Source organism: Carboxylicivirga litoralis, from assembly GCF_025499605.1.
Lineage (GTDB): Bacteria > Bacteroidota > Bacteroidia > Bacteroidales > Marinilabiliaceae > Carboxylicivirga > Carboxylicivirga litoralis.
Map to the genome: position 1 here is coordinate 61,418 of NZ_JAFMVC010000012.1, position 24,340 is coordinate 85,757.

Below are 24,340 nucleotides of genomic sequence, written 5' to 3' on the forward strand. Positions count from 1 at the left end.
TTATTTTCGTTTACCTTTGAGCCATTAATTATTCGGGGTGCCTTAATATACAGGCTGAGATTACACCCATTGAACCTGATGCAGGTAATGCTGTCGCAGGGATATGAATGACTCTCCATCGGCTTCCCGTACAATTTATAAGACAATGAACATCTTAATAAATGGGCAAGCTACTGACATGCCCGACAATTCTACAATCACCAGTGTGTTGCAGCACATTGAACAACACCATACTGGTGGTATAGCCGTGGCAATTAACGACATGGTCGTTCCTAAAAGCCAATGGAGCGATTCGCAAATTAGCGACGGCGACAAAGTTCTGATTATTAAAGCCAGCCAGGGCGGCTAACTTATATCCACACAACTTATGAACAAAAGTAAAATATCACAGGAAGGCCTGACCACAGGTCCTTTCCCCAACTCCAAAAAGATTTACGAGAAAGGTTCCATTCATAATATTGAAGTTCCTCACCGTAGTATCGAATTAAGCGACACCAAAACAAGTGAAGGCACACTCATCAAAAACCCAGCCATCACAGTGTATGATACAAGTGGCCCATACACCGACCCCAACTACCAGGTTGATTTAGAGAAAGGGCTGCCAAAAATCCGTGAACAATGGATTTTAGAACGGGGCGATGTTGAACAGTTGCAACAGTTAAGTTCTGAATATGGCCAAATGCGTCTGGAAGATGAAAAGCTGGATCATCTGCGTTTCGATCATGTGAGCGCTAAGCCTTTAAAAGCAAAAGATGGTAAATGCGTGACGCAATATTTTTATGCCAGTCAGGGTATTATCACGCCTGAAATGGAATATGTGGCTATTCGCGAAAACCAGCAATTACAACAGGTAAAAGAAAAGTATCGTCAACACAGGGGCGAATGCTTTGGGGCTCAAATTCCAGAGAAAGAAGTGACGCCTGAATTTGTACGTGATGAAATAGCAGCCGGCAGAGCCATCATACCTTGTAACATTAACCACCCCGAAGCCGAACCAATGATCATCGGTCGTAACTTTTTGGTGAAGATTAATGCTAACATAGGTAACTCACCAACCACTTCGTCTATTGAAGAAGAAGTAGAAAAAGCAGTATGGGCTGTACGCTGGGGCGCCGACACCATTATGGATTTATCGACTGGTGACAATATTCACGAAACACGCGAATGGATCGTGCGCAACTCACCTGTTCCGGTTGGAACCGTGCCTTTATACCAGGCCCTGGAAAAAGTAGGTGGAGATGTTGAAAAGCTTTCCTGGGAGATTTATCGTGACACATTAATTGAGCAAGCCGAACAGGGCGTCAGTTACTTTACCATTCATGCCGGTTTATTGTGGAAACACATCCCTTCAACCATCCACCGCGTTACAGGCATTGTTTCGCGTGGTGGTTCTATTATGGCTAAATGGATGCTTTATCATCATAAAGAAAACTTCTTGTACACCCACTTTGATGAGATTTGCGACATATTGGCAGCCTATGACGTAGGTGTTTCTTTGGGCGACGGGCTTCGTCCGGGTTCAATTGCCGATGCCAACGATCGGGCTCAATTTGGCGAGTTGGAAGCTTTGGGAGAATTAACGCAAATTGCCCGTGATAAATATGCTCAGGTCCTTATTGAAGGACCGGGCCATGTGCCGATGCAAGGCATTAAAGAGAACATGGACTTACAGTTGAAACACTGTAAAGAAGCGCCATTTTATACTTTAGGACCGCTAACAACAGATATTGCTCCAGGTTATGACCATATTACCTCAGCCATTGGTGGCTCCATGATTGCCTGGCAGGGAACAGCCATGCTGTGTTATGTCACTCCGAAAGAGCATTTGGGCTTACCTGATAAGCACGATGTTAAAGTAGGTGTTATCACTTATAAATTAGCAGCTCATGCAGCCGATGTCGCCAAAGGATTTCCGGGTGCCCAGTTTCGTGATTATGCCATGAGCAAAGCACGCTTTGAGTTCCGCTGGAAAGACCAGTTTTCACTGGCTCTTGACCCGGAAACAGCGATGCAATACCACGATAAAACATTACCTGATGAAGGATACAAGTCGTCTCACTTCTGCTCGATGTGTGGCGAGAAGTTTTGCTCCATGAGAAGCACAATGGAAGTGAGGGACTTAGCCAAAAAGATGGAAGAAAAGAAAGAATTATTCAAAGAATCGGGCGGAGAGTTATATATGTAACGAATAACACTTATTTTTGTGCTAGATTAAAACTAAACTTTATGAAGCCAATTGTAATTTGTTATCCAACGCAACTTGACAAAGAAGTTGAAGCCATTAACGCCTTGTTTGAAGCTGGTTTAGAAGTGCTGCATGTACGTAAACCAGCTTACAGCGAAGCGGATATGATTGCTTTTATTGATTCAATAGATGCAAAATATCACGATAAGGTTGCTCTTCACAGCAACCTGCATTTAGTTGAATTAAAAGGTTTGCGCGGTGTGCATTTCACATCATACAATCGCCATTTAATCGACGATTACAGTGATAAAGCATTACCAAAGAGTATTTCAGTTCACTCTATGAGCGAATTGATTAACCTAAGCGAATCATTTAACTACGCTTTGTTAAGCCCGGTGTTTGAAAGTATTTCGAAGGAAGGCTATGGCCCGGCTATCGACCAGTCGGTGTTGAAGCATTATTTAGAGAAAAATCATGAAGTGCCTGTTCTGGCTCTCGGAGGCATCGACCACAAAAATGTGGATGTGGCCAAAGAGTTGGGCTTCGACGGCGTGGCTTTACACGGTCACCTGTGGGCACAATTTGAAACAGATGGTGATATCAACGGCGTTGTTGAACGTTTTAAAGAGGTCACCGAAAAATGGACCTAAAAAAATGAATGAAAGACCTTATGTCCTGAGCATTGCCGGGTTTGATCCAAGTAGTGGTGCAGGTGTTACAAGTGACATAAAAACGTTTGAACAACATGAGGTCTACGGCTTAAGCGTCGTAACTGCCATTACTTTTCAAAACGAATCAAGTTTTAAAGGTGTGAAATGGGTAGCGTTTGAAGATATTGAACAGCAGCTTATTTTATTAGCAGATAAATACACGCCCAAAGCCATTAAAATTGGATTAGTAGAATCAGAAAACCTTCTGACACAAATCCTGGTTTGGATAAAAAAATACTGGCCGGAGTCTTTTATCGTATGGGATCCCATATTAAAAGCCTCCGCCGGCTTTCCTTTCCACACCCACCTTCAGCATGCCATCGAAAAACTAGTGAGCCAGGTTGACTTACTCACTCCCAACCTTCCGGAATACCAACAATTATTTGGTCAACAGATTCCAGGTGACGTCGTTAATCATCTTCAAAGTGCCATTCTCATTAAAGGCGGTCATCAAACTGGTAACGACGTTTGCGATGAACTATATACCCCGGAATCTGATGCCTGCTTCACAGTAAAATCGCAACGGGTAAAAGGCGATTGGCAAAAACATGGCACCGGATGTATCCTTTCATCGGCCATTGCTGCCGAAATTGCCAAAGGAAGCACCGTGCCATCAGCTTGTTCTAAAGCACATTTCTACGTCAAAAAAGTAATTGCCAGTAATAACTCATTATTGGCTTACCACCATACCATATCAGAATAAAACATTGGCTATGAATAAAAAATCTATATCACGCCTTCATTTCATCACCTCTCCGTCGAAGCAAAGCTATATGGAGCAAATAAAATCGGTGGTGATGGGTGGCGCCAACTGGGTTCAGCTTCGAATGAAGGAAGAACCATTTGAAGTAATTGAAAAGACGGCCATCGAAGCCATGAGTTATTGTCTCGATAATGGCGTTACCTTCATTATGAATGACCATGTGGAAATTGCTGCCAGAATTGGTGCAGAAGGTGTACACCTGGGTAAAAACGACATGTCGCCAGATAAAGCGCGCGACATATTGGGTCCTCAAGCCATAATAGGTGGTACAGCCAATACTTTTGAAGATATCAAGCATTTGGTAAGTTTAGGCGTCGATTACATTGGTCTCGGTCCGTTTCGTTTTACAGAAACAAAGAAAAACCTCAGTCCGGTATTAGGCATTGAAGGGTACCAAAATATTATCGATCAATGTAAAGCAGAAGGCATCCACATCCCCATTATTGCTATTGGCGGATTGGTTCCTGATGATTTGGAAAAACTGTTCCAAACAGGTATTCACGGCGTTGCCATCTCATCATACATTACTAAAAACGAACAACCCGGAGCCGTAACACTTGACTTGTTGCAGAAAATTGGTCAATACAGCTCAGCCAACTGGACCCGGTTTCATTGAGAATTACAGACAGAAGACGGAGAATAAAAGACCGAGGACAGAAAAACGAATGAACTCAACAACTTTAAACTAGCTAGCGGCCAACGACCAATAGCTATAAGCTAAATAATATGACCCCACTAAGATTAGGCGACAAAACTTTTCAATCACGATTATTTACCGGCACTGGCAAGTTCGCCTCCAATCAATTGATGCAGGAGGCGATTGAAATAAGCGAATCAGAATTGGTAACAGTGGCCCTGCGTCGCGTTGAGATGAACAACCAGCAAGATGATATATTGCAGCACCTAAAGCATAAACGTATTAATCTGTTGCCCAACACGTCGGGTGTACGCACAGCTAAAGAAGCCGTTTTTGCGGCACAACTGGCGCGCGAGGCCTTAGACACCAATTGGCTGAAGCTAGAAATTCATCCCGACCCCAAATACTTATTACCCGACCCGATTGAAACACTCAAAGCAGCTGAAGAATTGGTCAAGCTGGGCTTTATCGTTCTGCCGTATGTACAAGCCGATCCCGTACTTTGTAAGCGATTGGAAGAAGTAGGTACGGCAGCCGTCATGCCATTGGGAGCGCCAATAGGTTCAAACCAGGGATTGCAGACCAAAGAGATGTTGCGCATCATTATTGAACAAAGTCAGATTCCCGTGGTGGTTGATGCAGGTATTGGTGCACCATCACATGCTGCCGATGCCATGGAAATGGGTGCCGATGCTGTGTTGGTCAATACAGCCATCGCCGTTTCTCCAAATCCGGTGGAGATGGGTAAAGCCTTTAAACTGGCTGTTGAAGCTGGCCGAATGGCTTACGAGGCCAGACTGGCAACAAAATCGATGGGCGCTGAAGCCTCAAGTCCATTGACGGCTTTTTTAGATGAATTGTAAAAAAAAGCTAATAGCCCACGATAACTATCGTGGTAGCTGATAGCCACTAGCTATTTACATGATGTAATAATCAGACTACTGTCTACTCACTACTGACTATAGATGAAAACATTTGAAGAGGTACATGCATCTCATAACTGGGAAGCAACCACACAATCAATATACAATAAAACAGCGGCCGATGTAGAGTTGGCTTTACAATCAAACAAGCTGACTCTGGAGGATTTTAAGGCATTAATTTCGCCAGCTGCAGAAGCATATCTGGAGCAGATGGCTGTAAAGAGTCGCGCTATTACACAGCGTCGATTTGGAAAAACCATCCAGCTGTATATCCCTCTATACCTTTCAAATGCCTGTGCTAATTCATGCACCTATTGTGGTTTCAATCATGAAAATGACATTACCCGCATAACGCTTAATAAAGAGCAGGTACTTCAGGAGATTGAAGTCATCAAAAACATGGGCTTTCAACACTTGCTACTGGTGACCGGTGAGCATCCGAAAGATTGTGGATACGACTATCTGAAGGAAATGGTGGAGTTGGTAAAACCACACTTCCCATCTGTTTCCATTGAGGTGCAACCCATGAAACAGAATGAGTACGAAGGTTTGATTCAACTGGGGCTTCACACCGTTTATGTGTATCAGGAAACCTATCGCAAGGAAAATTACAAAACGTATCATCCTCGTGGTAAAAAGTCCAACTTCTCCTATCGTTTAGAAACACCTGAAAGATTGGGTAAAGCAGGCATCCACAAAGTGGGTATCGGCTGCCTTCTTGGTTTGGAAGATTGGCGCACTGATTCATTTTTTACAGCTCTTCATCTTGATTACCTTGAGAAAACCTACTGGCGAACCAAGTACAGCATCTCCTTCCCTCGCCTACGACCACATGTTGGTTCGTTTCAACCTAATTTTGATGTCAATGACAAACAGCTGGCACAGTTAATAATGGCTTATCGCATCTTTAATCCGGATGTCGACCTATCCTTATCAACCCGCGAGAGTAAGAAATTCAGAAATCACATGCTGCAATTGGGCGTGACTGCCATGAGTGCCGGCTCTAAAACAGAACCCGGTGGTTATGCGGTGTATAATCAGGCACTGGAGCAATTCTCGGTAAACGATGACCGCAGCCCCGAAGTTATCTGCCAAATGATAAAAGAAGGTGGCTATGAACCGGTGTGGAAAGACTGGGATGATTGTATGGGGTAAGCTAGAGGTTAGAGGCTAGCCTCTAATTTGCACAAGATACCATTGGAGTTCAGGTTAAAGCTACAGACTAATGACTACTAGCTTTATGCGAAAACATTGCTATTCACCGTATAATTAAATACCTTACTATATGATTTAAATCAATTCAGACAAAAAGGTCTCTATTTTCTTTGATAATAACATTCGGGTGCCTACATTTGCGCCCGATTCCAATGGGGTGCCTGTTACAGGCTGAGATTATACCCTTCGAACCTGGCCGGGTAATGCCGACAAGGGAACAGAGTTATCTCCTATATATTCCTCATTGCGGTATTTGTTAACAACTTAAACTGCAAATTTTAAAATGAAGCAAATTTATTCTATTGTATTGGCAGCTATGCTAACCTTTAGCGCCTTTGCACAAAACACCTACACCGGACAGGTAAATGATGAAAACGGTGATGCGCTGATTGGCGTTAATGTCATTGTTAAAAACTCGTACAACGGCACCATTACAAACGCAGAAGGTCGATTTACGATTAACAGTAAAAATGATAACCCAACACTTGTTTTCTCATATGTTGGTTATAAGTCACAGGAAGCTGCTGCTTCCACCAACATGAGCATTCAGCTTGAAGAATCGGCTGTGATGACCAATGAAATAGTTGTATCAGCCATCCGCGCCAGCAAACATACTCCAGTGGCCGCATCTGAAATGAATTCGGAAGAAATTCAGCAACAAAATTTTGGTCAGGATCTGCCATTTTTGCTAAACCAAATGCCAAGTGTGGTGACCAACTCCGATGCCGGAGCGGGTGTTGGCTACACCGGTTTGCGTATTCGGGGTGCCGACATTACTCGTATTAATGTAACGGTTAACGGCATACCAATGAACGATGCCGAGTCGCAAGGCGTCTTTTGGGTAAACATGCCCGACTTTGCTGCTTCGGTTGATAAAATGCAGGTGCAACGTGGTGTGGGTACATCGACCAATGGTGCGGCATCATTTGGTGCTTCGGTCAACCTCAACACTTTAAATTCGGCAGCCGAAACGATGGCTTTTATTGACAATAGCTATGGTTCTTATAACACCATGAAAAACTCGGTGGCTGTTTCAACAGGCCTATTGAGAAACAACATGGCATTCGACGTGCGTTTATCGCGCATTAACTCCGATGGTTTTATCGACCGTGCCACTTCTGATTTGAAATCTTATTATTTTTCAGGAGGCTATTATGGCGAGAAATCAACCATCAAGTTTATCACTTTCTCGGGTGAGGAAAAAACATATCAGGCCTGGAATGGTGTGCCTAAAGTAAAACTGGAAAATGACCAGGCAGGCATGGAAAAGCTGGTGATGATGGATGGATGGACCGATGCCGAGGCCCAAAATCTTTATAATTCGGATGCGCGGACTTTTAACAAATACCTGTACGATAACCAGACTGACAACTACCAGCAAGACCATTATCAACTGCATTTCACACACCAGGCCAGCGAAAAGCTGAACCTGACAGCAGCACTGCATTACACTAAAGGCGAAGGTTATTACGAATCGTATAAAAACGACCGTAAATTCAAAGACTACAATGTAGGTTTCGAGTCGATCATTATTGATGGCGAAACCATTGAAAAAACCGATTTGATTCAGCGCAAGTGGTTAGATAATGATTTTTACGGTGCTACTTTTTCTGGTATCTACACCTCTGACAAACTGGAGTTAATAGTTGGTGGTGCATATAACCAGTACGATGGCGACCATTTTGGTAAGGTTATCTGGAGCGAATACAACATGGGTATTCCACACAATCACCAGTGGTATTTTAACACTGGCAAAAAGAAGGACTTTAACAGCTATGTTAAAGCCACTTATGCTTTAGTAGATAACTTGTGGCTGTATGGCGACATTCAATACCGTAACGTTAACTTTTCGATGTCAGGCGAACATGATGACAATGCCGACCTAACACAATCGTACAGCTTCGATTTTGTCAATCCTAAAATGGGTATCAACTTCGAGCTGAATCAAAATCAACGTGTGTTTGCCTCTTTTGCCGTGGCACAACGCGAACCAACGCGCAGCGACTTTAGAGATGCGCCAGCCGACCGCAAGCCAGAGCCTGAAACACTTTACGACTGGGAGCTTGGTTATGAATACAACGCACACAAAGCGTTTGTGAATGTAAATGCTTTTTACATGTTGTATAAAGACCAACTGGTGCAAACAGGCGAGATAAACGATGTAGGTGCGGCCATTATGGTGAATGTGCCTGATAGCTACCGTGCTGGTGTTGAAATTGAAAGTGGTGTAATGATTACGCCTAACTTTAACTGGACAGGTAACATTGCTTTATCTGCCAATAAAATTAAAAATTACACCGAGTATGTGGATAACTGGAGCTACTGGAGCGACCCTGATAATGAACCTTACCAGTATGTGACCGAATTGGGGGAAACAGATATTGCCTTCTCTCCTTCGGTAACGGCGGCCAGTCAGTTTAGCTTTAAGCCGGCAGATGGCTTAACACTATCGCTATTAAGCAAGTATGTAAGCGACCAATATATCGATAATACATCGAACGAAGATCGTAAGCTGAACGCCTGGTTGGTAAACGACATTTTAGTGAACTATGATTTTACCATTCCTTCGGTAGGCGATTTCAACCTGGGCTTTAAAGTCAATAATATATTGGATGAAGAGTATGAATCGAATGCATGGGTATACCGCTATTACTATGCAGGTGAGCACGATGTGCTGGATGGCTACTTCCCGCAGGCTGGCACTAATGTAATGGTACGATTAGGCATGAAGTTTTAATTGAAACGGATGGCATCTTTATTGACAAGCTTTTATAAAGATGCCATCCGTAAGTAATAACCTACACTTAATCCACACTTAATTTACCAAAGCGCCATTATTTCTTACTTGCACGATATAAATAGCTGCATTTGTCGAACAAAAAAGAATGCGTGCTGTTTGGCTTTAAAAGAGGAAAGAGTACCAGAAAAAGATAAAAACTAATTGTAACCATGGACGGCTCATTTTATGAACATCAGAAAGTGATTATCAAGAACGTGATTGACAACCCCGTTAGATTTGAAAAAGAAATATACAAATCGCGCTTATGGTTAAGCGATTTAGAACAGGATAAACTATGTGAATGGTTAGAAGCAAACTACCCTCAACAATACAAACAACTATTGCAAAACCTACAGTTTAAGCACCAAACCAACAAATTATATATGATTTCGGCGTGAGTTTAACTCGCGCTTTTTTTTAAAACCAGAATGCTATCTGCATAGCGATTTAAGTTGATCGGCCACCATGATTGATGGTCCCTTCCCCCTCCTCCTGCTTGTCGTTTCATAACAACTTATTGTCGTTTCATGCGCCAATTTCTTTAAGTTTATATCGCATGCGATATTTATTTACACGTCTTATTCTATATTTGTATCGCACGCGATATTTATAGATGATAATTACATAAAAGACGAACGCATGACTAACAATTTTTACGAATTCGAAGCTAAAAGCCTGCAAGGTAAAACCATTAAAATGAGTGATTTTAAGGACAAAACCGTTTTAGTAGTCAACACAGCCAGCAAGTGTGGCTTAACACCTCAGTACGAAGGCCTTGAAGCTTTATACCAAAAATACAAAGATAAAGGTTTGGTTATACTTGGATTCCCATGCAATCAATTTGCTAACCAGGAACCGGGCGATGCAAAATCAATTTCAGAAGGTTGCCTGATTAACTATGGAGTGAGTTTCCCAATGTTTGCCAAAGTAGACGTAAATGGTGAGCAGGCCCACCCTTTGTTTAAATTCCTAAAAAGTGAATTGGGCGGATTGTTGGGCAGTAAAATCAAATGGAACTTTACCAAATTTGTGATTGATGCCAATGGGCAACCAATAAAACGTTTTGCGCCTATTACTAAGCCAGAAAAAATTGATACTTATCTATCTAAAATTTTGGTGTAGTTTTATCACCTAATGAGCTTGTCTAAAAACAAAATTTCTCGCTAAGACGGAAAGGATATCGTAAAGACCGCAAATTATAGGATGTTATTCTTAAAAACTTTGCATTCTTTGCTATTTTTTAGCTTTGTGTTCTTTGCGAGAAACATTAACACTTATTGAACAAGCTCATAAACTAATCGCGATACAATGGCCTACGAACAATTAAAACTTGAAAACCAGCTTTGTTTCCCTGTTTATGCCGCATCACGACTAATAACTCGTGAATATCAACCGCATTTGGATCGACTAGGTATTACTTACCCACAGTATCTGGTTTTTATGCTGTTATGGGAGCAAGACGGACGCAGTGTAAATGAGATTACGCAAAAACTCATCCTCAATACCAATACAGTTACTCCACTGCTTAAGCGAATGGAGAAGCAAGGCTTTATTACAAGAACAAGATCAACTGAAGACTCGCGTAAAGTGATTATCCAACTCACAGCTAAGGGTCATAAACTGCAAGAGCAAGCAGCTATCATTCCTGAGTCATTGGTAAGTAAAATGGCTGGCGGAGACATTGATATTGACACCTTAAAACGATTAAAAGACGATCTAAACCAGCTTATTCAACTACTCAAGAAATAAGACGTTGTCCTGCTTAGCGAATCAATTGTCAATAATACCGATTGGGGACTAAAACTTCAATACAACATGCCGAATATTGCTACGATTACTGGTATAAGTAATATGAACCAGGCCATCGGCTGTTTCAATAATGGCCGGATAGCTGTATTCACCCAATGTGTTATCTTCAAGCTTATAAACCTCCTGCCAGTTTTCACCATCGGCAGAAATCATTACATATAATTTGTTGCGTCCATCCGACCAATCTTTTCCACTGGGTGCAGGGTTATTAACCAGTACATGTAATCCAGAACTCAATGTAACGGCATCAATGCCTGAATTGGGATTGAGCAACCTGGTACGTTGCGGCACAGTCCAGTTGTTGCCATTATCGGTTGAACGACTCTCCACAATACAATTCTGATTACTTCGCATAAGTGCCAGAATAGTTCCATCGGATAGGGTTAACAGTGTGGGTTGAATCAATTTAAAGCCCTTGCTGGTATCTATTGGTACTTTTGTCCACGATTGTCCATCATCATCTGAAACCTCCATGTGCGCATGCCATTCATCGCCATTTTCAACACTCGAAGGGCTTATAATCCGACCATTGCCCAAATAAATAGGTTTGTTTTTTATGGGCCCCAGTAGCCCGTCAGGAAACCTTGCAGCACTTGACCAGGTTTGCCCATTATCGGTTGACTTTTTATACATCCCCCACCAGTCATTTGGTGAGGGCCCCACTTTGTAATAGAGGTATAATTCCTGGCTTTGAGTTTTAAAAAGAACAGGATTCCAGGTTGGGTAGCGAAGTGTATCATTCATAATCCCGTCGGCCAACAGGACGGGTTGGCTCCAGCCATCGGTACTTTTTATTGCTCCCCAAATGCACACATCCGGATGACGCTCATAGGTACCGCCAAACCATGCGGCCATCAGGTTACCATCGCTCAGTTGAACCACTGTTGAGGCATGGCACTGTTTAAAAGGTGGGTTGCTAAAAATAAATCCTTCCTCAACTAAAGTCGCATCCATTATCTTAGTAGTATGTTGGGCGCTCAGGCTCGTACATACTATTAACAACACAATTGAAAATAAGTGGCGTAGCATATCTGCGGAATTTAATCAATTTACTAATGGTTGCAAGGTAGTAATTAACTTGCAGGTAGGTTGACAGCAGTACCATTGCATATAAGAATACCTTTTTCAACTCAAGCTCCCGCAATAGCGTGATAAACTGTTGAGGCTTAACAATCACCAATAACCTTTACATTTATACGCCTCCGCTTCTTCTAATATCTCGAAGCCCAAATCGATGGCGGTTCTGAAATCATCGCACCCTTTTTGCTTCTCACCCAAGCCATAATAGGCCAGACCACGAAGGAAAAAAGCATATTTATCGGTAGCATCCAAAGCGATGGCTTTGCTACAGTCCACCACTACAGCATGTAAGCCATGTGGAAATCGGGTTGAAGCGCGGTTAACAAACACTTTGGCCAGGCTCGAATCCCTTTTTAAGTAGGTATCAAAGTCGTTTCGAGCCAATTTGGCTTCGCCCAGCGCTAAGTACATTCTACCCCGGTGCAATATGTCGTTTAGTTTTTTTGTTTTATCGATATGTGAACTTAAGGCCTTTATCTGTTCCAAATAATTGAGCCTAACCCAATAGCCACTCATCGCTTTTATGCGGTTATTACAAAGGTCATCCTGAAGGTCGAATGATAAAGTATAGCCCTGATTATTGATTTTATAAATACCTGCATCAGGACAAGCCTTGCCTTCCTGGTCGTTAATAACAATAGTGTCGGATAAAAGCGTATAAGTCGAAATTAGGTCAACAGTGGCATCAGCACCAAAATCGGTTTCAATGGTACCATCTTCTTTAAAGTGAACAATTAGGGCACCGATGGGCGAAATGCGCTTCCATCTGCCAACAATAGTCGTATCATTAACCTCGGCTATTTTAACAGAAGCCTGGGCTTTATCGTTTGTCTTTTTAGATTGACAACCAGAAGCCAAAACCAAAGGCAGCAATAGTAGCAGTAAGCTTAGAGTTTTCATCGTATTTTAAGTTTGGTTATATGATCTGTTTCTACTTTATTTGCTGCTTAACGAGTCCTTTTGTGCGGTGCTACAATTTCCATGGCGAAATGATTTACGCGGTAGCGAGGGGTAGTTGAGAAATACGAGCGAAGGACTATTCAACTAATTTCAAGTATCCTCTGGGTACTCTTAAAAATTCCTGATAGCACAAATTATTAGGGCAATTTTCGTTTAATTCAGAGTGTTCAGCTATTTTTATTGTAATAGTTGCAATGCCTTCGTCTGTTCCGTCATATACCTCGCCTACTTCAAATTTTCGTTCTATAGTGCCAACTACACCCCCCACTGTTATTTCAGCAGAATACATTTTAACGAATTCAAATTCCCCCTCGATTTTTCCATTATCAGTATCGCAAGCAGTTATAAAGCTTACCAAGAACAATACAATTACAATGTTTTTCATAATTTGATTTTCCAGATAGACAGAAATAAATGAATTGGGTTGCGTTAAATACCATTATTATTATCGCGTTATGGTAAACAAACATATTCAACCGAGCTTTATATTTTTAAACAGTCTTCATATTTTAAACCTATCTAAAATCCCTCTTAATCAATTAATTTACCACTTAAAGAAATTGATTTAGTCGAACGTTGTTTCGTGCGATAATGAGAGAAGCATTAAACTACTTCCCAAGAAATATCATATACACAATTCTCTTTTAAGTCTGTTGTTTCCAATTCAAGTTTCTTAAAATTTCCTTTAATATTCAGTGCATTGCATCCTAATTCCCAATTGGCACACCATATACCGCTTGCAATAGCTGCGTAATATTTTGATGTTGTTGACGCAATAAAGTCTATTCTTTTAAACTTACCGTTTTTCAAGGTGATTATCCCGCGCGTAGTCTGTCCATTATAAGATGATGGAGCCCAACGGCAAGACTCATAAGTTTTGCCAAAAAGATTATATGGTTCTCTGCCTGGACTTATAGGCTTAGTCATCTCATAACTGTCGAAAAATAATGACTCTATAGGCATACGACTTCGCATTTTCTTACTGAATAAACTAATAAACAAGGGATTGTATTTCGATTTGTAACCGATGGCACAGATACAGATAATATTTTCTGTGTCGGCATTGAACTGGTTGCCCAACACAGATATAATGCTGTTATGGTCAGCTCCCGGCCCTATCCAGCAAGTTCCAAGCCCCATTCTGGTGGCATCAATCACAACCTTTTGCAACGTTTTACCTACATCCAATATTGCCAGACGATCATATTCCTTTGGAGTGATGGCAACAAAAAATTCTCTGGCGTTTACAACAGGCCATACGCGAATTTGCGCTGAAATATATTCAATCCGGACTTTGCTTTTACTGAATTTCGGTTCTTTCAAATGTTTATTAACCGAGTTTATTAATTCCTTAAGGTCGGCGTTGGCAAGCTTTTTTGTTTGAAATGAACGACACGAGCTACGGCCAATCATTGTATCAAAAACATTGAAATTTTCTTTTCTCTTTGGACGTTTTTCAGGTAATCGCACTTTATATTTTACAGCAATGACATCAAAAACAATTCGTAAAAAAAACAATGAACCCACAGCATAAACAGCATAAGCAATATATTGAAGACCTAATAATTGAAAAGTCAATGCCAATAATAAAATAAGTAAATTGATTGGTACAAGAATAAGATATTGTAACCAACCTGTCCATTGCAGTTTTAGTTTGAAGTCAATGAACCGAATCACAATGCTACGAATAAAGCCAATACTTATACTATCGACAATTGCTCGCTCATTAGCTCCAAGACTACCGTATATTTCATGAATTTTTCTTTGCATATTATTATCGCTTTAACGCAAATTTTAGTCGCTTACTATGCGATGTCTGCAACTTCTCTTGATAGTATTCGTGATTTAAAATTACTCATCGCCTCCTAAGGCAATACTAAACTAACAAAAACATCACCCCCACTAAACAAAATTCACGACTTCGCTTGATAATTTATGGCATTATCAATTCCAATTGAGTGCCATCCTTTTCGGGATAAAGGGCCTGTTTACTTTCCAATTCATCAGCCAAAGCTTCCATCATTCGTTTCAATTGCTCCGGGTTTTCCGATGATACATCATTACTCTCAAACGGATCGGTGTGTAAATTGTAGAACTCATATTGAACCGAATCTTCTACAGGATAGTGATAGATGACTTTCCAATGACCTTTAACCAGGCTTGAAAAGTAATTGGTATTATGCTGGCCATGTGGAAAGTGATTCAGGAATGATGCGGCCTGATTATCACTGGGCGCTCCACTCAGCATGGTTTTTAAACTATAGCCATCGGTTTGATGGTCGGCAGGATAAACAGCTCCGGTCAATTCACATATGGTTGGAAACAGATCCAAAATAGTGCCCATCTCGTTTTGCACAGCCTGCTGGGCTATTGGTAATTGTTTTTGTAAACGGCTCTTGTCGTTGGGCGTTACCCACGAAGCGATAAAAGGCACACGCAGACCTCCTTCCCAGTGCATTCCTTTTTTACCGCGCAAGGGCGATGAACTGCCATAGCCATCCACCATGGGCAGCGGAGCATCCGAACCATTATCTCCTAAAAATAGTATCAGCGTATTCTCATCAAGCCCATTGGCTTTTAAATAACTCACTATGTCACCCAGCGATTTATCGACCCCCTCAACCAAAGTGGCAAAGTTTTTTTCATATTCCGGCATGTCCGAATTTTTATAATGCGCCATAAAACGGGCATCGGCATGAAAAGGAGCATGCACCGCATAATGCGACAGGTAGAGGAAAAAAGGCTTTTCTTCCTCCTTAGCTTTGGCGATGGCATCTTTAGCCTCCAGCGTTAAAGCCTCTGTTAAAAAAGTTTCGGTACCGTGGTATTTTTCCAGGCCCGGAACGGCGCGCGATTTCTGTCCTTTTAAATGGCCGTAGCCATCCTGCCCATAATAACTGCCCGGATGCCCGATGGAGCTACCGGCAATGTTAACATCAAAACCAATATTAAGCGGATTTTCACCCTCGCTGTTGATAGGTCCAAAATGGGCTTTCCCCACATGAATGGTTTTATAACCGGCCTGTTGGAGCAAACGCGGCAGTGTGACTGATGCTTTGCTTAATCCTTTCCAGTTCCAATCCTTAGGACCGAATTTAGTGCGGTTATTACTTTCTGCATTTATCCAGTTGGTTACGCCATGGCGGGCTGAGTTCTGACCGGTCATGATGGATGTACGTGAGGGTGAACAAACCGAATGGGCATAAAAATTAGTAAAGCGGATGCCCTGCCCGGCCAGCATTTCCATGTTGGGAGTGCGGTAAAACTCGTTCAGCGGATATTTAACCGGCGTGCCGCTTGAATCTGCAACAAAAGGAACGGAAGTATCCATTAAGCCCATGTCGTCAACCAGAAAAACAATGATATTGGGTTGAGTCTTTTTCGTTTTTAGTAGCGAACACGATGAAATAAAAACAAGGGCCAATAGCGTAACAAGTGAGATTTTTAACTTAAACATATGCATGGTTTTATTCTTTTTATATGCTGGTTATTTGTTGGTTTGAAGTGTTTTAATGCCTTAAATAAACATCTCTTTGCTGCTGAACTTCCATCGTCGTGAGATAATAGAATTTCCACGCGAAAGGATTCGCTCGTGAGCGAGGGAGGAGTAATTTAATTGTGTACTGTCCTATTTACACATTCTTTTATTTATGTCCAACAAATGGAACAGTGTAATTAAAAAAGAACCAAACGGTAATAAGTACAAATCCTATTGCACCTAAAATACCTAGACGTCCAACTTTTATATTTTCATTATTAAATTCTTCATTAACAATCTTATCAATCCTATCCGAGTTAAAATATGAAAAATGTATGGCCAAAATAAGTAGTATATAGATTATTATTGTTGTCTTATCTACAAGTTCTGGTGCTATTATATCCGAAAGGAAGTAGTCAACAAGTGTAAAACTATTAAACATTAATAACCAACACAATAATATATTTACATAAAAACCTGCAGAATCGGTAAATGCAGAGAATAGAATGTAATATTTATGGAATAGATATCTGTAAATCTTCATTATTTAATCTTTTCAATTGATTACTCACTTGTACTTTTCATGGAAAGCTACAAATTCTTTATTAGTCTAATTCTAACCAAGCTATTTTTACCATTGGCGGTAACTCTTCTCTATTCCCATATCACATACCCATCCATTTCCTACCGATCCATACTATTTCAAAACATTACACTGCTCCAACAACCGTTAGTAGAGGATAAAACTTCCCTAAATTAACAAAAAAATCACCCGAAAAAATCCTGCCGTCAGCGGCACTACTTCCGCACCTGCGGAAAGAGCACTGCCCATAGCAGGGGCATTTCCGCGCGTGCGGAAACAGTACTGCCGTGAGCGGGAACATTTCCGCGCATGCGGAAACGATGCTGCCGTGGGCAGGAGAACTTCCGCAGGTGCGAAAACCTTCTCGATATGGCAGGAGTATTTAAGTCACTGACGAACTGAGCTTTCTCATTTTGATTAAACAATATTATTTCTATCTTTATACAGAACCTTTCGTTAATTCTAATAGTGTAGTGGCTCAAATTCATATGAACAAATTGGTAGCCAAATACAATGGTTTAATCAGCTCCACAGTAGCGACAAAAGAAGCGACAGAAGAGCTTCACGATTAATACTAAACTTTAACCACGAAAGGTTCACAGCATAAAAAACCCGCCTGATTGTGTCAGACGGGTTTTCTGCTTATGTTTTTACTAGCTTATTCAGCCTTTTTAAACTCCTCTACCCATTTAAGAGCGGCTTCTTTATCCTTTTCCATCACCAGCACATCGGCACCATCCAAGGTATGATGCGGCGCTACCATGCCAATAATCTGATTTTTCATACTGGCTTCAATTCCATTGTCTTTTAGCACCTGGCAAAGCATCTCAACCTCCATGGGTGTACCATTAAATACGGGAACTAATTTGGTGTTATCGTCTGTCATAGCTTATCGTTTTTAAGTTTGTTTTAAGATAGAAAAAATTATTGAAACACAACAGCTCCCCCACAGTCCTACAGACAGCTCCCCAAGTGGAGCATTGATGCCCATAACGCAAATAACCAAGCCGCCAATCAATCTTCCCACTTGGGGAAGTGCCGGAGGCGATGGGGGAAAATAAAAAAGCCACTCCTAAAACGAAGTGGCTCAATTATTAAAAGTCGTTTATTAGTTACCTTTACTGGTCTGCAACTGCTTTGCCATAGCGGCTCCAATCAAGCTTTCCAGTGGTGTTCCTCCCTTTTCGTCACCACCTATAATCATGGTTTCGGGGAATTTAATCTTTGCAATTTCGGCCGCCACCTTCACATCGCGGTCTAATTCCATTGCCAGTTTTACTTCAGGTGTAATACCAGCGTTTACTTTTTTGGCAATTTCATAGGCTTCAGCATCTGCGGTTACCTTTTTCTTTTGAGCATTGAGGCGTTCTGTCTCAAGAGCAATAGCAGCCAATTTCTTGTTGGTCTCTTCTTGCTTAAGTTTTGTTTCGATAGCAATAAGGGCTTTCACCTGCTCCTTCTCCTGGTTTACACGCTCTTCGGCCTTATCACGCTCACCCTGCGCCACAATACGCTGCTGCTCAGCCTTGGCTGTCTCAATCATTTGTTGCTCCAATTGTCGCTTAGCCGATTCGTCGCGCTGCGCTTCCAAGCGTTGTTTAAAGGTGGCTTCAAGGTCAATTTTATCCACAATCACTTGCGATACAATAATATTGTTCTCCGACAGCTCGTGAGGAATACGCTTTGGAATACCATTTTCAAGAATCTTTTCAACACGATAGCTCGTTTGAATCTCCTTAATTGTACGTTGCTTAGAAGTCATATCAATCGCATCATAAATAGTATCCTTTACTTCCAGTTTATTAACAGCGTAGGTTCCTTCTTTTAACTGCTCCTCAAAAGTTTGACGGAAAGACTGTGCTTCACCCGAAATATAGTTTTGCGCTGCAAACATATAACCGGTGTTAATCAATTGCTCGCGCACAGTTGGAATAATAGTGTTATTCACCAGGTTACTCATGGTACGGTATTTAACAGCCAACTTAATAAACGACTCACTGTCTTCGGGCAATTGAAAACGCAATGAAACATGCCCTTGTGCAGTTACCTGGTCGATAAAACGGACTGGGATAGGATGCATCACTCCTTCCAACTCATCCAAATCCGATTCAGTTGATTTACTTACTACCTTAACATCAATGTACTTTTGCCATTTATCAATTTTAGCAAATCCACGCCATTTGATACCTTGTTCCATTACGGCACTCATATGACCCGTTGGTGATACAAGTAGGTAGTTGAAACCACGGTCGGCGAAGAAAAACAATGAGTTAAGCAACATCAAAATTACGCCAATAACGATAAGAATATTTCCATGAAGTTTCTTAATGCCTTTAAGTAGCCCGGGAAGTTTACTCGATTGCTTATCGAGAGTAGAAATAACAATAGCAGCTACACCAGCTACTAAAACAAGAAAACCTAAAAATGTTGTCATTTTCTGTTTGAATTAAGTTTTAAGATTTAAGTATTTTTTTCCTCCCTAAACTTATCTTATTAAAACTACATAACCAGCAATAGCTCTAAACTATTTTACAAAAGGTTGAATAATTTACACTAATGAATGCTCAGATACGTTTCTGATAGAATCTGATTATCCCTAACAGTTCTTCGGCCAGCTCCCCAAGTGGAGCATTGATGCCCATAACACCAATAACCAAGCTGTTAATCAATCTTCCCCCAGGGGAAGTGCCGGAGGCGATGGGGGGAACAGACACCAACCCCCTCTCCCTTCGGGTATCTCCATCTCAACATTCCCTTCGACTCCGCTCAGGGAGCAGCTCGATGACCACCCAAGGGGAGAATGTACATAGTATGCTATTTTAAGTTTTAGCTGCAAGCCAATGGGGGAAAACAAAAAAGCTCCCAATGACTTTTCAAAGGGAGCTTTTATCGTTTAACCAAAATTAAACCCCATTACAGGCGTTTAATACCTCTAATATCACTTTTTTCTTTCACTTCTACAACACTTATAGCATATCCACCGCCAGGAGCACAGTATTGTGATAGCTTAGATTTATTAGTAACTACATACTTTTTAATCTGATAAGCTTTAGGATTAGTTTCCCAATGCGCATCCTTGGCATCGGAATAGATGGTGGCAACATACTTTTTACCTGGCTGAAGGAAATCAAACTTAATTTTTGATGTGCGTGCTTGCTCATCGTTAGTACGCCCCACAAACCAGTTCGAACTTCCTTTTTCTTTACGGGCATATGTAATGTAATCGCCTGGCTCAGCTTCTAACACTTTGGTATCATCCCAATCAATAGCCACATCTTTAATAAACTGGAAGGCGTCCAGGTGCTTGGCATACGTTTCAGGTAAATCAGCAGCCATTTGAAGTGGACTGTACATGGTTACATACAATGCCAACTGACGAGCAATAGTCGTACGTACCTTTGAACCATTGTTGGGGTTATACTGACTAACATCCGGTTCAAAAATACCGGGTGTATAATCCATTGGGCCACCTATCAGACGTGTAAAAGGCAACACAGTAGTATGGTTCACATTGTTACCCCCAAAGGCTTCATATTCTGTTCCGCGCGCACTCTCGTTACCAATCAGGTTGGGATAAGTACGGCACAAACCAGTGGGGCGAACGGCTTCGTGTGCATTCACCATCACTTTATATTCGGCTGCTTTCTCAATGGCATATTGATAATGGTTTACCATCCACTGTCCATAGTGGTGCTCCCCACGTGGAAGAATATCCCCCACATAACCACTTTTCACCGAGTTATAGTTATTGTCGGCCATAAACTGGTACGCTTTATCCATATGGCGCTCATAGTTACGTACCGAACCTGATGTTTCGTGATGCATCATTATGCGAACACCTTTGCTTTTTGCATAGTCGCGCAACATCTCCACATCAAAATCTGGGTAAGGAGTGACAAAATCAAAAACAAAGTCTTTCGACTTACCAAACCAGTCTTCCCAACCTTCGTTCCAGCCTTCAACTAAAACAGCGTCGAAGCCATGCTCTGATGCAAAATCGATGTAACGCTTCACTTTGTCGTTATTGGCCGAATGTGTGTCATTAGGCACTGTTTTTGAGTAATCTGTCTCACCTAATTTCACACTTGGCAAGTCGGTATATGACCATGAGCCTTTGCCCGTAATCATCTCCCACCAAACACCAATGTATTTCACTGGTTCAATCCAGCTTACATCTTCATAAGCACAAGGCTCATTCAGGTTTAATGTAATGTTCGACATCAAAATATCAGCGGCATTATCACTCACAATAATCGTACGCCACGGCGAAGTACAAGCCGCCTGCATATAGCCTTTATCACCTCGTGCATCAGGTGTCAGGTGCGATTTAAACACCATATTTTTATCATCTAACTCCAGGTGCATACACGAATACTCGTATAAAGCCGCTTCGTGAAGGTTGATATATAAACCTTCATCACTTTTCATCATTAAAGCGGTCTGCACACCAGGTTCTGTAAATGGCGTTTGCGATGCATTACCTGTAACTGCCTTATTCATCAAACCCCGAATTTCACTTAGCTTTGATTCAGTGTAATCATATTCCTGCGTATCGTAGTCAGCAGCAATCCAAAATGCTTTATGATCACCTGCCATGGCAAATTCGGTGTTCTCTTCTTTAATAACAAAATAGGTCATATTGGCCTGCTCCGGAAACTCATAACGAAAACCTAAACCATCATCGAACAAACGAAAACGTACATTAACAATACGTTTAGTTTTAGCCTGTGTTAATGACACAAACAGCTCATTATAATGGTTACGAATCTCTTTCCACTCTCCCCAAACAGGTTGCCAGCTTTCATCAAATGAGCTTTGTTCAACAGAGGTTAACTCAAAACCATCCATTAAATCATCAGCATCTTTTAATTCAAAGCCAAGGCGACTTTCTTTGACCACATCCTTACCCTTATACGTTAATTGGTAAGTTGGAATGCCATCTTTAAGTTCAAAACTTAAGCTTAATTGGCTGTTAGGCGATTTAATTTCATCGGCCCACAGGCTAATGCCCATCATCAACAAAAGTTGAATTAGTAATAACTTCTTCATACTAAATGAATTTTCAAAACTATAAATACAGTTTAACTTGTGCATAACACATTGATATGCCTATTTCAAGTAGATTATAAATTGCGGCAGAGGTGAATGCCAAAGATAATGAGATTTCAATCCAATTGCATACACCAAAGTACTCATCAACGCTACTTTAGTGCACACGACAACATCACACCGACAGCCATAAGCCTATCTTTCTGACAATTACAATTACATACCTTGTATTAGACACGCCTAGTATCTTTAGAGTTTAGTTATGATTAGCATCTTAACAAACGTTTGCGATTTATACAATTCTACGACATTTGACAGTAGAAAGAAAGATAGCTCCACTATCATTTATGAGAATATTCTCATGATAATTTGATTTTATGAGAATATTCTCACTATATTTGTAGGGTTAATTTGAAATTATGCCAAGACGACGACGATTAAGAAAAGTAGTAGCACCTCCTGGATTCAAAGGGTATAAACCCTATGGTCACAAAGAAAATAACAGAATGGTGGAGTTGAACTACGAAGAATACGAAGCCATTAAGCTAGCAGATTATGACATCCTGAACCATGAAGAAGCCAGCAAACTAATGGGTATTTCTCGCGCTACTTTTGCCCGAATTTATGAAAGTGCCCGACGCAAAATTGCCAAAGCATTGGTTGAATCAAGTGAGATAAAAACAGTATTCGGTAATGCTCATCTCGATAACGATTGGTTTTTATGCACCAGCTGTCATGCCCGTTTCAACCAACCTGAAAGCAATACTAACGCTTGCCCTATTTGTAAAACAAATAACATTGAACCCATTATTAATAATGATTAAAACATTCAAATATGAATATAGTTATCACTTCAACGGGTAATACAACAGACTCAAAATTTGATTTACGCTTTGGTCGTGCTGCCTACTTCTGCGTATACAATACACACGACCAATCGACAAAATTTATTGAAAATGAGAATGCAGAAGCGCAAGGCGGTGCCGGCACCAAATCGGCTGAGAAAATCATTGAATTAGATGTCAAACGTGTTATTTCAGGTGATTTTGGGCCTAAAGCCAAAGAGCTATTGGATAAATTTAAAGTTCAGATGGTGATGTTAGATGATGGCAACAGCACCATTGAGGCAATCATCAATAAAATATCTTAATTAAATTATTATGCCACAATTAGACGGTAGCGGACCATCGGGACAAGGTCCCGGTACCGGAAGAGGAAAAGGCAAATGCCGCACCTCTGGAAATCAAAACACTTCCTCGGCCAATAGCGGACGAGGATTGGGACGAAGAAAAGGCCGTAAAGGCGGCTTTGGATTTAAATTCAGATCCGGAAACGATTAATCGTTTCAGATACTTTCGAACCTGAATTTGTTTAAAATTCTGCGGTAAATTCAGGTATTAATAGAGTGGTTACAGGCGACGTAAGGCGTCGCCTGTTTTTTTATTTCAAACAACCTGTCATGAAGAAGTCAACCCTTAATTTTTTTATTGATGCACTCCTGTTTTTCAGCTTGTGCGCTATAATAGGCATAGGTTTACTAATTAAATACACCTTACCATCGGGTCAGGATAGATGGGCCATATATGGAAACAATCATGAGTTTTTGTTTTTAAATATGGATCGACACCAATGGGGCGACATTCATTTTGCAGTCAGCATTGTTATGATAATGCTGCTGATTCTGCACATTGTTCTTCATTGGCAATTTGTCTCTACCGTATTTAGGCGCCTCGTAAATCACTCACCTATAAAACTATTGACAGGTACAGTGTTTGGTTTTATTGCAATTATTTTAATCGCCTTTCCTTTTTTTATCACCCCTACACAAGTTGAGGGAGGGCAACACCTGCAACATACAAAACATCTAACAAGCATAAAGACTGAAATTGAACATAGGGAAAATCTACCCGTACAAAACAAATCTAGTAACCATAGTATTTCTGAAGAATCAAATCAGGCGGAACACCAACATCGCTATGAAATAAATGGACAAATGACTTTAGCCGAGGTTAGCCGCAAATACGATGTACCAATCAACATTATTAAAACGCAACTGAAGTTAGAAAGTGCTAACGCCAACGAAAGATTAGGGCGCCTGAAAAAACAGTATGGCTTTACCATGTCTGAAATAGAAGATATTATAAGTAATTACCACCAAAAACAGTAATC

At 41.1% G+C, this 24,340-nt stretch carries 24 protein-coding genes and 1 riboswitch; of the genes, 15 read left to right on the top strand and 9 right to left on the bottom strand.

Translation table 11 applies throughout. The features are described 5' to 3' along the window. The first annotated feature begins 23 nt into the window (after nt 1–23). Nucleotides 24–119: riboswitch (TPP riboswitch) on the top strand. 26 nt (nt 120–145) lie between these two features. The 11 genes from thiS to J1N10_RS12440 all read left to right on the top strand — a co-directional run bounded on the left by thiS (nt 146) and on the right by J1N10_RS12440 (nt 10,961). Next, complete coding sequence (gene thiS, locus J1N10_RS12390; RefSeq protein WP_262327027.1) at nt 146–349, top strand: sulfur carrier protein ThiS; 204 nt, start codon at nt 146–148, stop codon at nt 347–349. An 18-nt stretch (nt 350–367) separates the two neighbouring features. Continuing rightward, on the top strand, nt 368–2,185 hold the full coding sequence (gene thiC, locus J1N10_RS12395; RefSeq protein WP_262327028.1) for a phosphomethylpyrimidine synthase ThiC: 1,818 nt from the start codon (nt 368–370) through the stop codon (nt 2,183–2,185). A gap of 41 nt (nt 2,186–2,226) precedes the next feature. Beyond that, the gene (locus J1N10_RS12400; RefSeq protein ID WP_262327029.1) at nt 2,227–2,835 is read left to right on the top strand and encodes a thiamine phosphate synthase; all 609 of its coding nucleotides are present in this window, start codon (nt 2,227–2,229) and stop codon (nt 2,833–2,835) included. Between the two features lie 4 nt (nt 2,836–2,839). Further along, nucleotides 2,840–3,598 carry a hydroxymethylpyrimidine/phosphomethylpyrimidine kinase gene (locus J1N10_RS12405; protein ID WP_262327030.1) on the top strand — a complete coding sequence of 253 codons (759 nt, stop codon included), beginning with the start codon at nt 2,840–2,842 and terminating at the stop codon, nt 3,596–3,598. 10 nt (nt 3,599–3,608) lie between these two features. Further along, nucleotides 3,609–4,274: a thiamine phosphate synthase gene (locus tag J1N10_RS12410; protein WP_262327031.1), complete on the top strand. Its 666-nt coding sequence runs from the start codon at nt 3,609–3,611 to the stop codon at nt 4,272–4,274. Nucleotides 4,275–4,384: 110 nt separating this feature from the next. After that, complete coding sequence (locus tag J1N10_RS12415; RefSeq protein WP_262327032.1) at nt 4,385–5,158, top strand: thiazole synthase; 774 nt, start codon at nt 4,385–4,387, stop codon at nt 5,156–5,158. A gap of 102 nt (nt 5,159–5,260) precedes the next feature. Further along, complete coding sequence (gene thiH / locus J1N10_RS12420; protein ID WP_262327033.1) at nt 5,261–6,373, top strand: 2-iminoacetate synthase ThiH; 1,113 nt, start codon at nt 5,261–5,263, stop codon at nt 6,371–6,373. Between the two features lie 343 nt (nt 6,374–6,716). Then, a complete protein-coding gene (locus J1N10_RS12425) occupies nt 6,717–9,170 on the top strand; it encodes a TonB-dependent receptor (protein ID WP_262327034.1) in 2,454 nt (817 codons plus the stop codon). 212 nt (nt 9,171–9,382) lie between these two features. Beyond that, entirely contained in the window at nt 9,383–9,610 is a 228-nt protein-coding gene (locus J1N10_RS12430; RefSeq protein WP_262327035.1) for a hypothetical protein, read from the top strand. 241 nt (nt 9,611–9,851) lie between these two features. Then, complete coding sequence (locus J1N10_RS12435; RefSeq protein ID WP_262327036.1) at nt 9,852–10,334, top strand: glutathione peroxidase; 483 nt, start codon at nt 9,852–9,854, stop codon at nt 10,332–10,334. A 186-nt stretch (nt 10,335–10,520) separates the two neighbouring features. Beyond that, nucleotides 10,521–10,961 carry a MarR family winged helix-turn-helix transcriptional regulator gene (locus J1N10_RS12440; protein WP_262327037.1) on the top strand — a complete coding sequence of 147 codons (441 nt, stop codon included), beginning with the start codon at nt 10,521–10,523 and terminating at the stop codon, nt 10,959–10,961. Nucleotides 10,962–11,009: 48 nt separating this feature from the next. Here the strand turns inward: J1N10_RS12440 and J1N10_RS12445 are convergent, their stop codons facing one another. The 9 genes from J1N10_RS12445 to J1N10_RS12485 all read right to left on the bottom strand — a co-directional run bounded on the left by J1N10_RS12445 (nt 11,010) and on the right by J1N10_RS12485 (nt 22,171). Then, a complete protein-coding gene (locus J1N10_RS12445) occupies nt 11,010–12,050 on the bottom strand; it encodes a sialidase family protein (protein ID WP_262327038.1) in 1,041 nt (346 codons plus the stop codon). 144 nt (nt 12,051–12,194) lie between these two features. Continuing rightward, nucleotides 12,195–13,001, bottom strand: coding sequence for a tetratricopeptide repeat protein (locus tag J1N10_RS12450; RefSeq protein ID WP_262327039.1), 807 nt, complete (start codon nt 12,999–13,001; stop codon nt 12,195–12,197). Between the two features lie 136 nt (nt 13,002–13,137). Then, nucleotides 13,138–13,446: a hypothetical protein gene (locus J1N10_RS12455; protein ID WP_262327040.1), complete on the bottom strand. Its 309-nt coding sequence runs from the start codon at nt 13,444–13,446 to the stop codon at nt 13,138–13,140. A gap of 218 nt (nt 13,447–13,664) precedes the next feature. Then, entirely contained in the window at nt 13,665–14,831 is a 1,167-nt protein-coding gene (locus tag J1N10_RS12460) for a nitroreductase family protein (RefSeq protein WP_262327041.1), read from the bottom strand. 163 nt (nt 14,832–14,994) lie between these two features. Continuing rightward, a complete protein-coding gene (locus tag J1N10_RS12465) occupies nt 14,995–16,518 on the bottom strand; it encodes a sulfatase (protein ID WP_262327042.1) in 1,524 nt (507 codons plus the stop codon). A 187-nt stretch (nt 16,519–16,705) separates the two neighbouring features. After that, a complete protein-coding gene (locus J1N10_RS12470) occupies nt 16,706–17,083 on the bottom strand; it encodes a hypothetical protein (protein ID WP_262327043.1) in 378 nt (125 codons plus the stop codon). A gap of 697 nt (nt 17,084–17,780) precedes the next feature. Next, nucleotides 17,781–18,008, bottom strand: a complete 228-nt coding sequence (locus tag J1N10_RS12475) for a DUF2007 domain-containing protein (protein WP_262327044.1) — start codon at nt 18,006–18,008, stop codon at nt 17,781–17,783. Nucleotides 18,009–18,230: 222 nt separating this feature from the next. Continuing rightward, entirely contained in the window at nt 18,231–19,556 is a 1,326-nt protein-coding gene (locus J1N10_RS12480; protein ID WP_262327045.1) for an SPFH domain-containing protein, read from the bottom strand. A gap of 479 nt (nt 19,557–20,035) precedes the next feature. Continuing rightward, nucleotides 20,036–22,171: a glycoside hydrolase family 97 protein gene (locus J1N10_RS12485; RefSeq protein ID WP_262327046.1), complete on the bottom strand. Its 2,136-nt coding sequence runs from the start codon at nt 22,169–22,171 to the stop codon at nt 20,036–20,038. Nucleotides 22,172–22,590: 419 nt separating this feature from the next. Here J1N10_RS12485 and J1N10_RS12490 point away from each other — a divergent pair, with 419 nt between their 5' ends. The 4 genes from J1N10_RS12490 to J1N10_RS12505 all read left to right on the top strand — a co-directional run bounded on the left by J1N10_RS12490 (nt 22,591) and on the right by J1N10_RS12505 (nt 24,338). Beyond that, the gene (locus J1N10_RS12490) at nt 22,591–22,995 is read left to right on the top strand and encodes a DUF134 domain-containing protein (RefSeq protein WP_262327047.1); all 405 of its coding nucleotides are present in this window, start codon (nt 22,591–22,593) and stop codon (nt 22,993–22,995) included. 11 nt (nt 22,996–23,006) lie between these two features. Further along, entirely contained in the window at nt 23,007–23,321 is a 315-nt protein-coding gene (locus J1N10_RS12495) for a NifB/NifX family molybdenum-iron cluster-binding protein (protein ID WP_262327048.1), read from the top strand. A 10-nt stretch (nt 23,322–23,331) separates the two neighbouring features. Beyond that, complete coding sequence (locus J1N10_RS12500) at nt 23,332–23,511, top strand: DUF5320 family protein (RefSeq protein ID WP_262327049.1); 180 nt, start codon at nt 23,332–23,334, stop codon at nt 23,509–23,511. Nucleotides 23,512–23,630: 119 nt separating this feature from the next. Beyond that, complete coding sequence (locus J1N10_RS12505) at nt 23,631–24,338, top strand: DUF4405 domain-containing protein (protein ID WP_262327050.1); 708 nt, start codon at nt 23,631–23,633, stop codon at nt 24,336–24,338. The last annotated feature ends 2 nt before the right edge of the window (nt 24,339–24,340 follow it).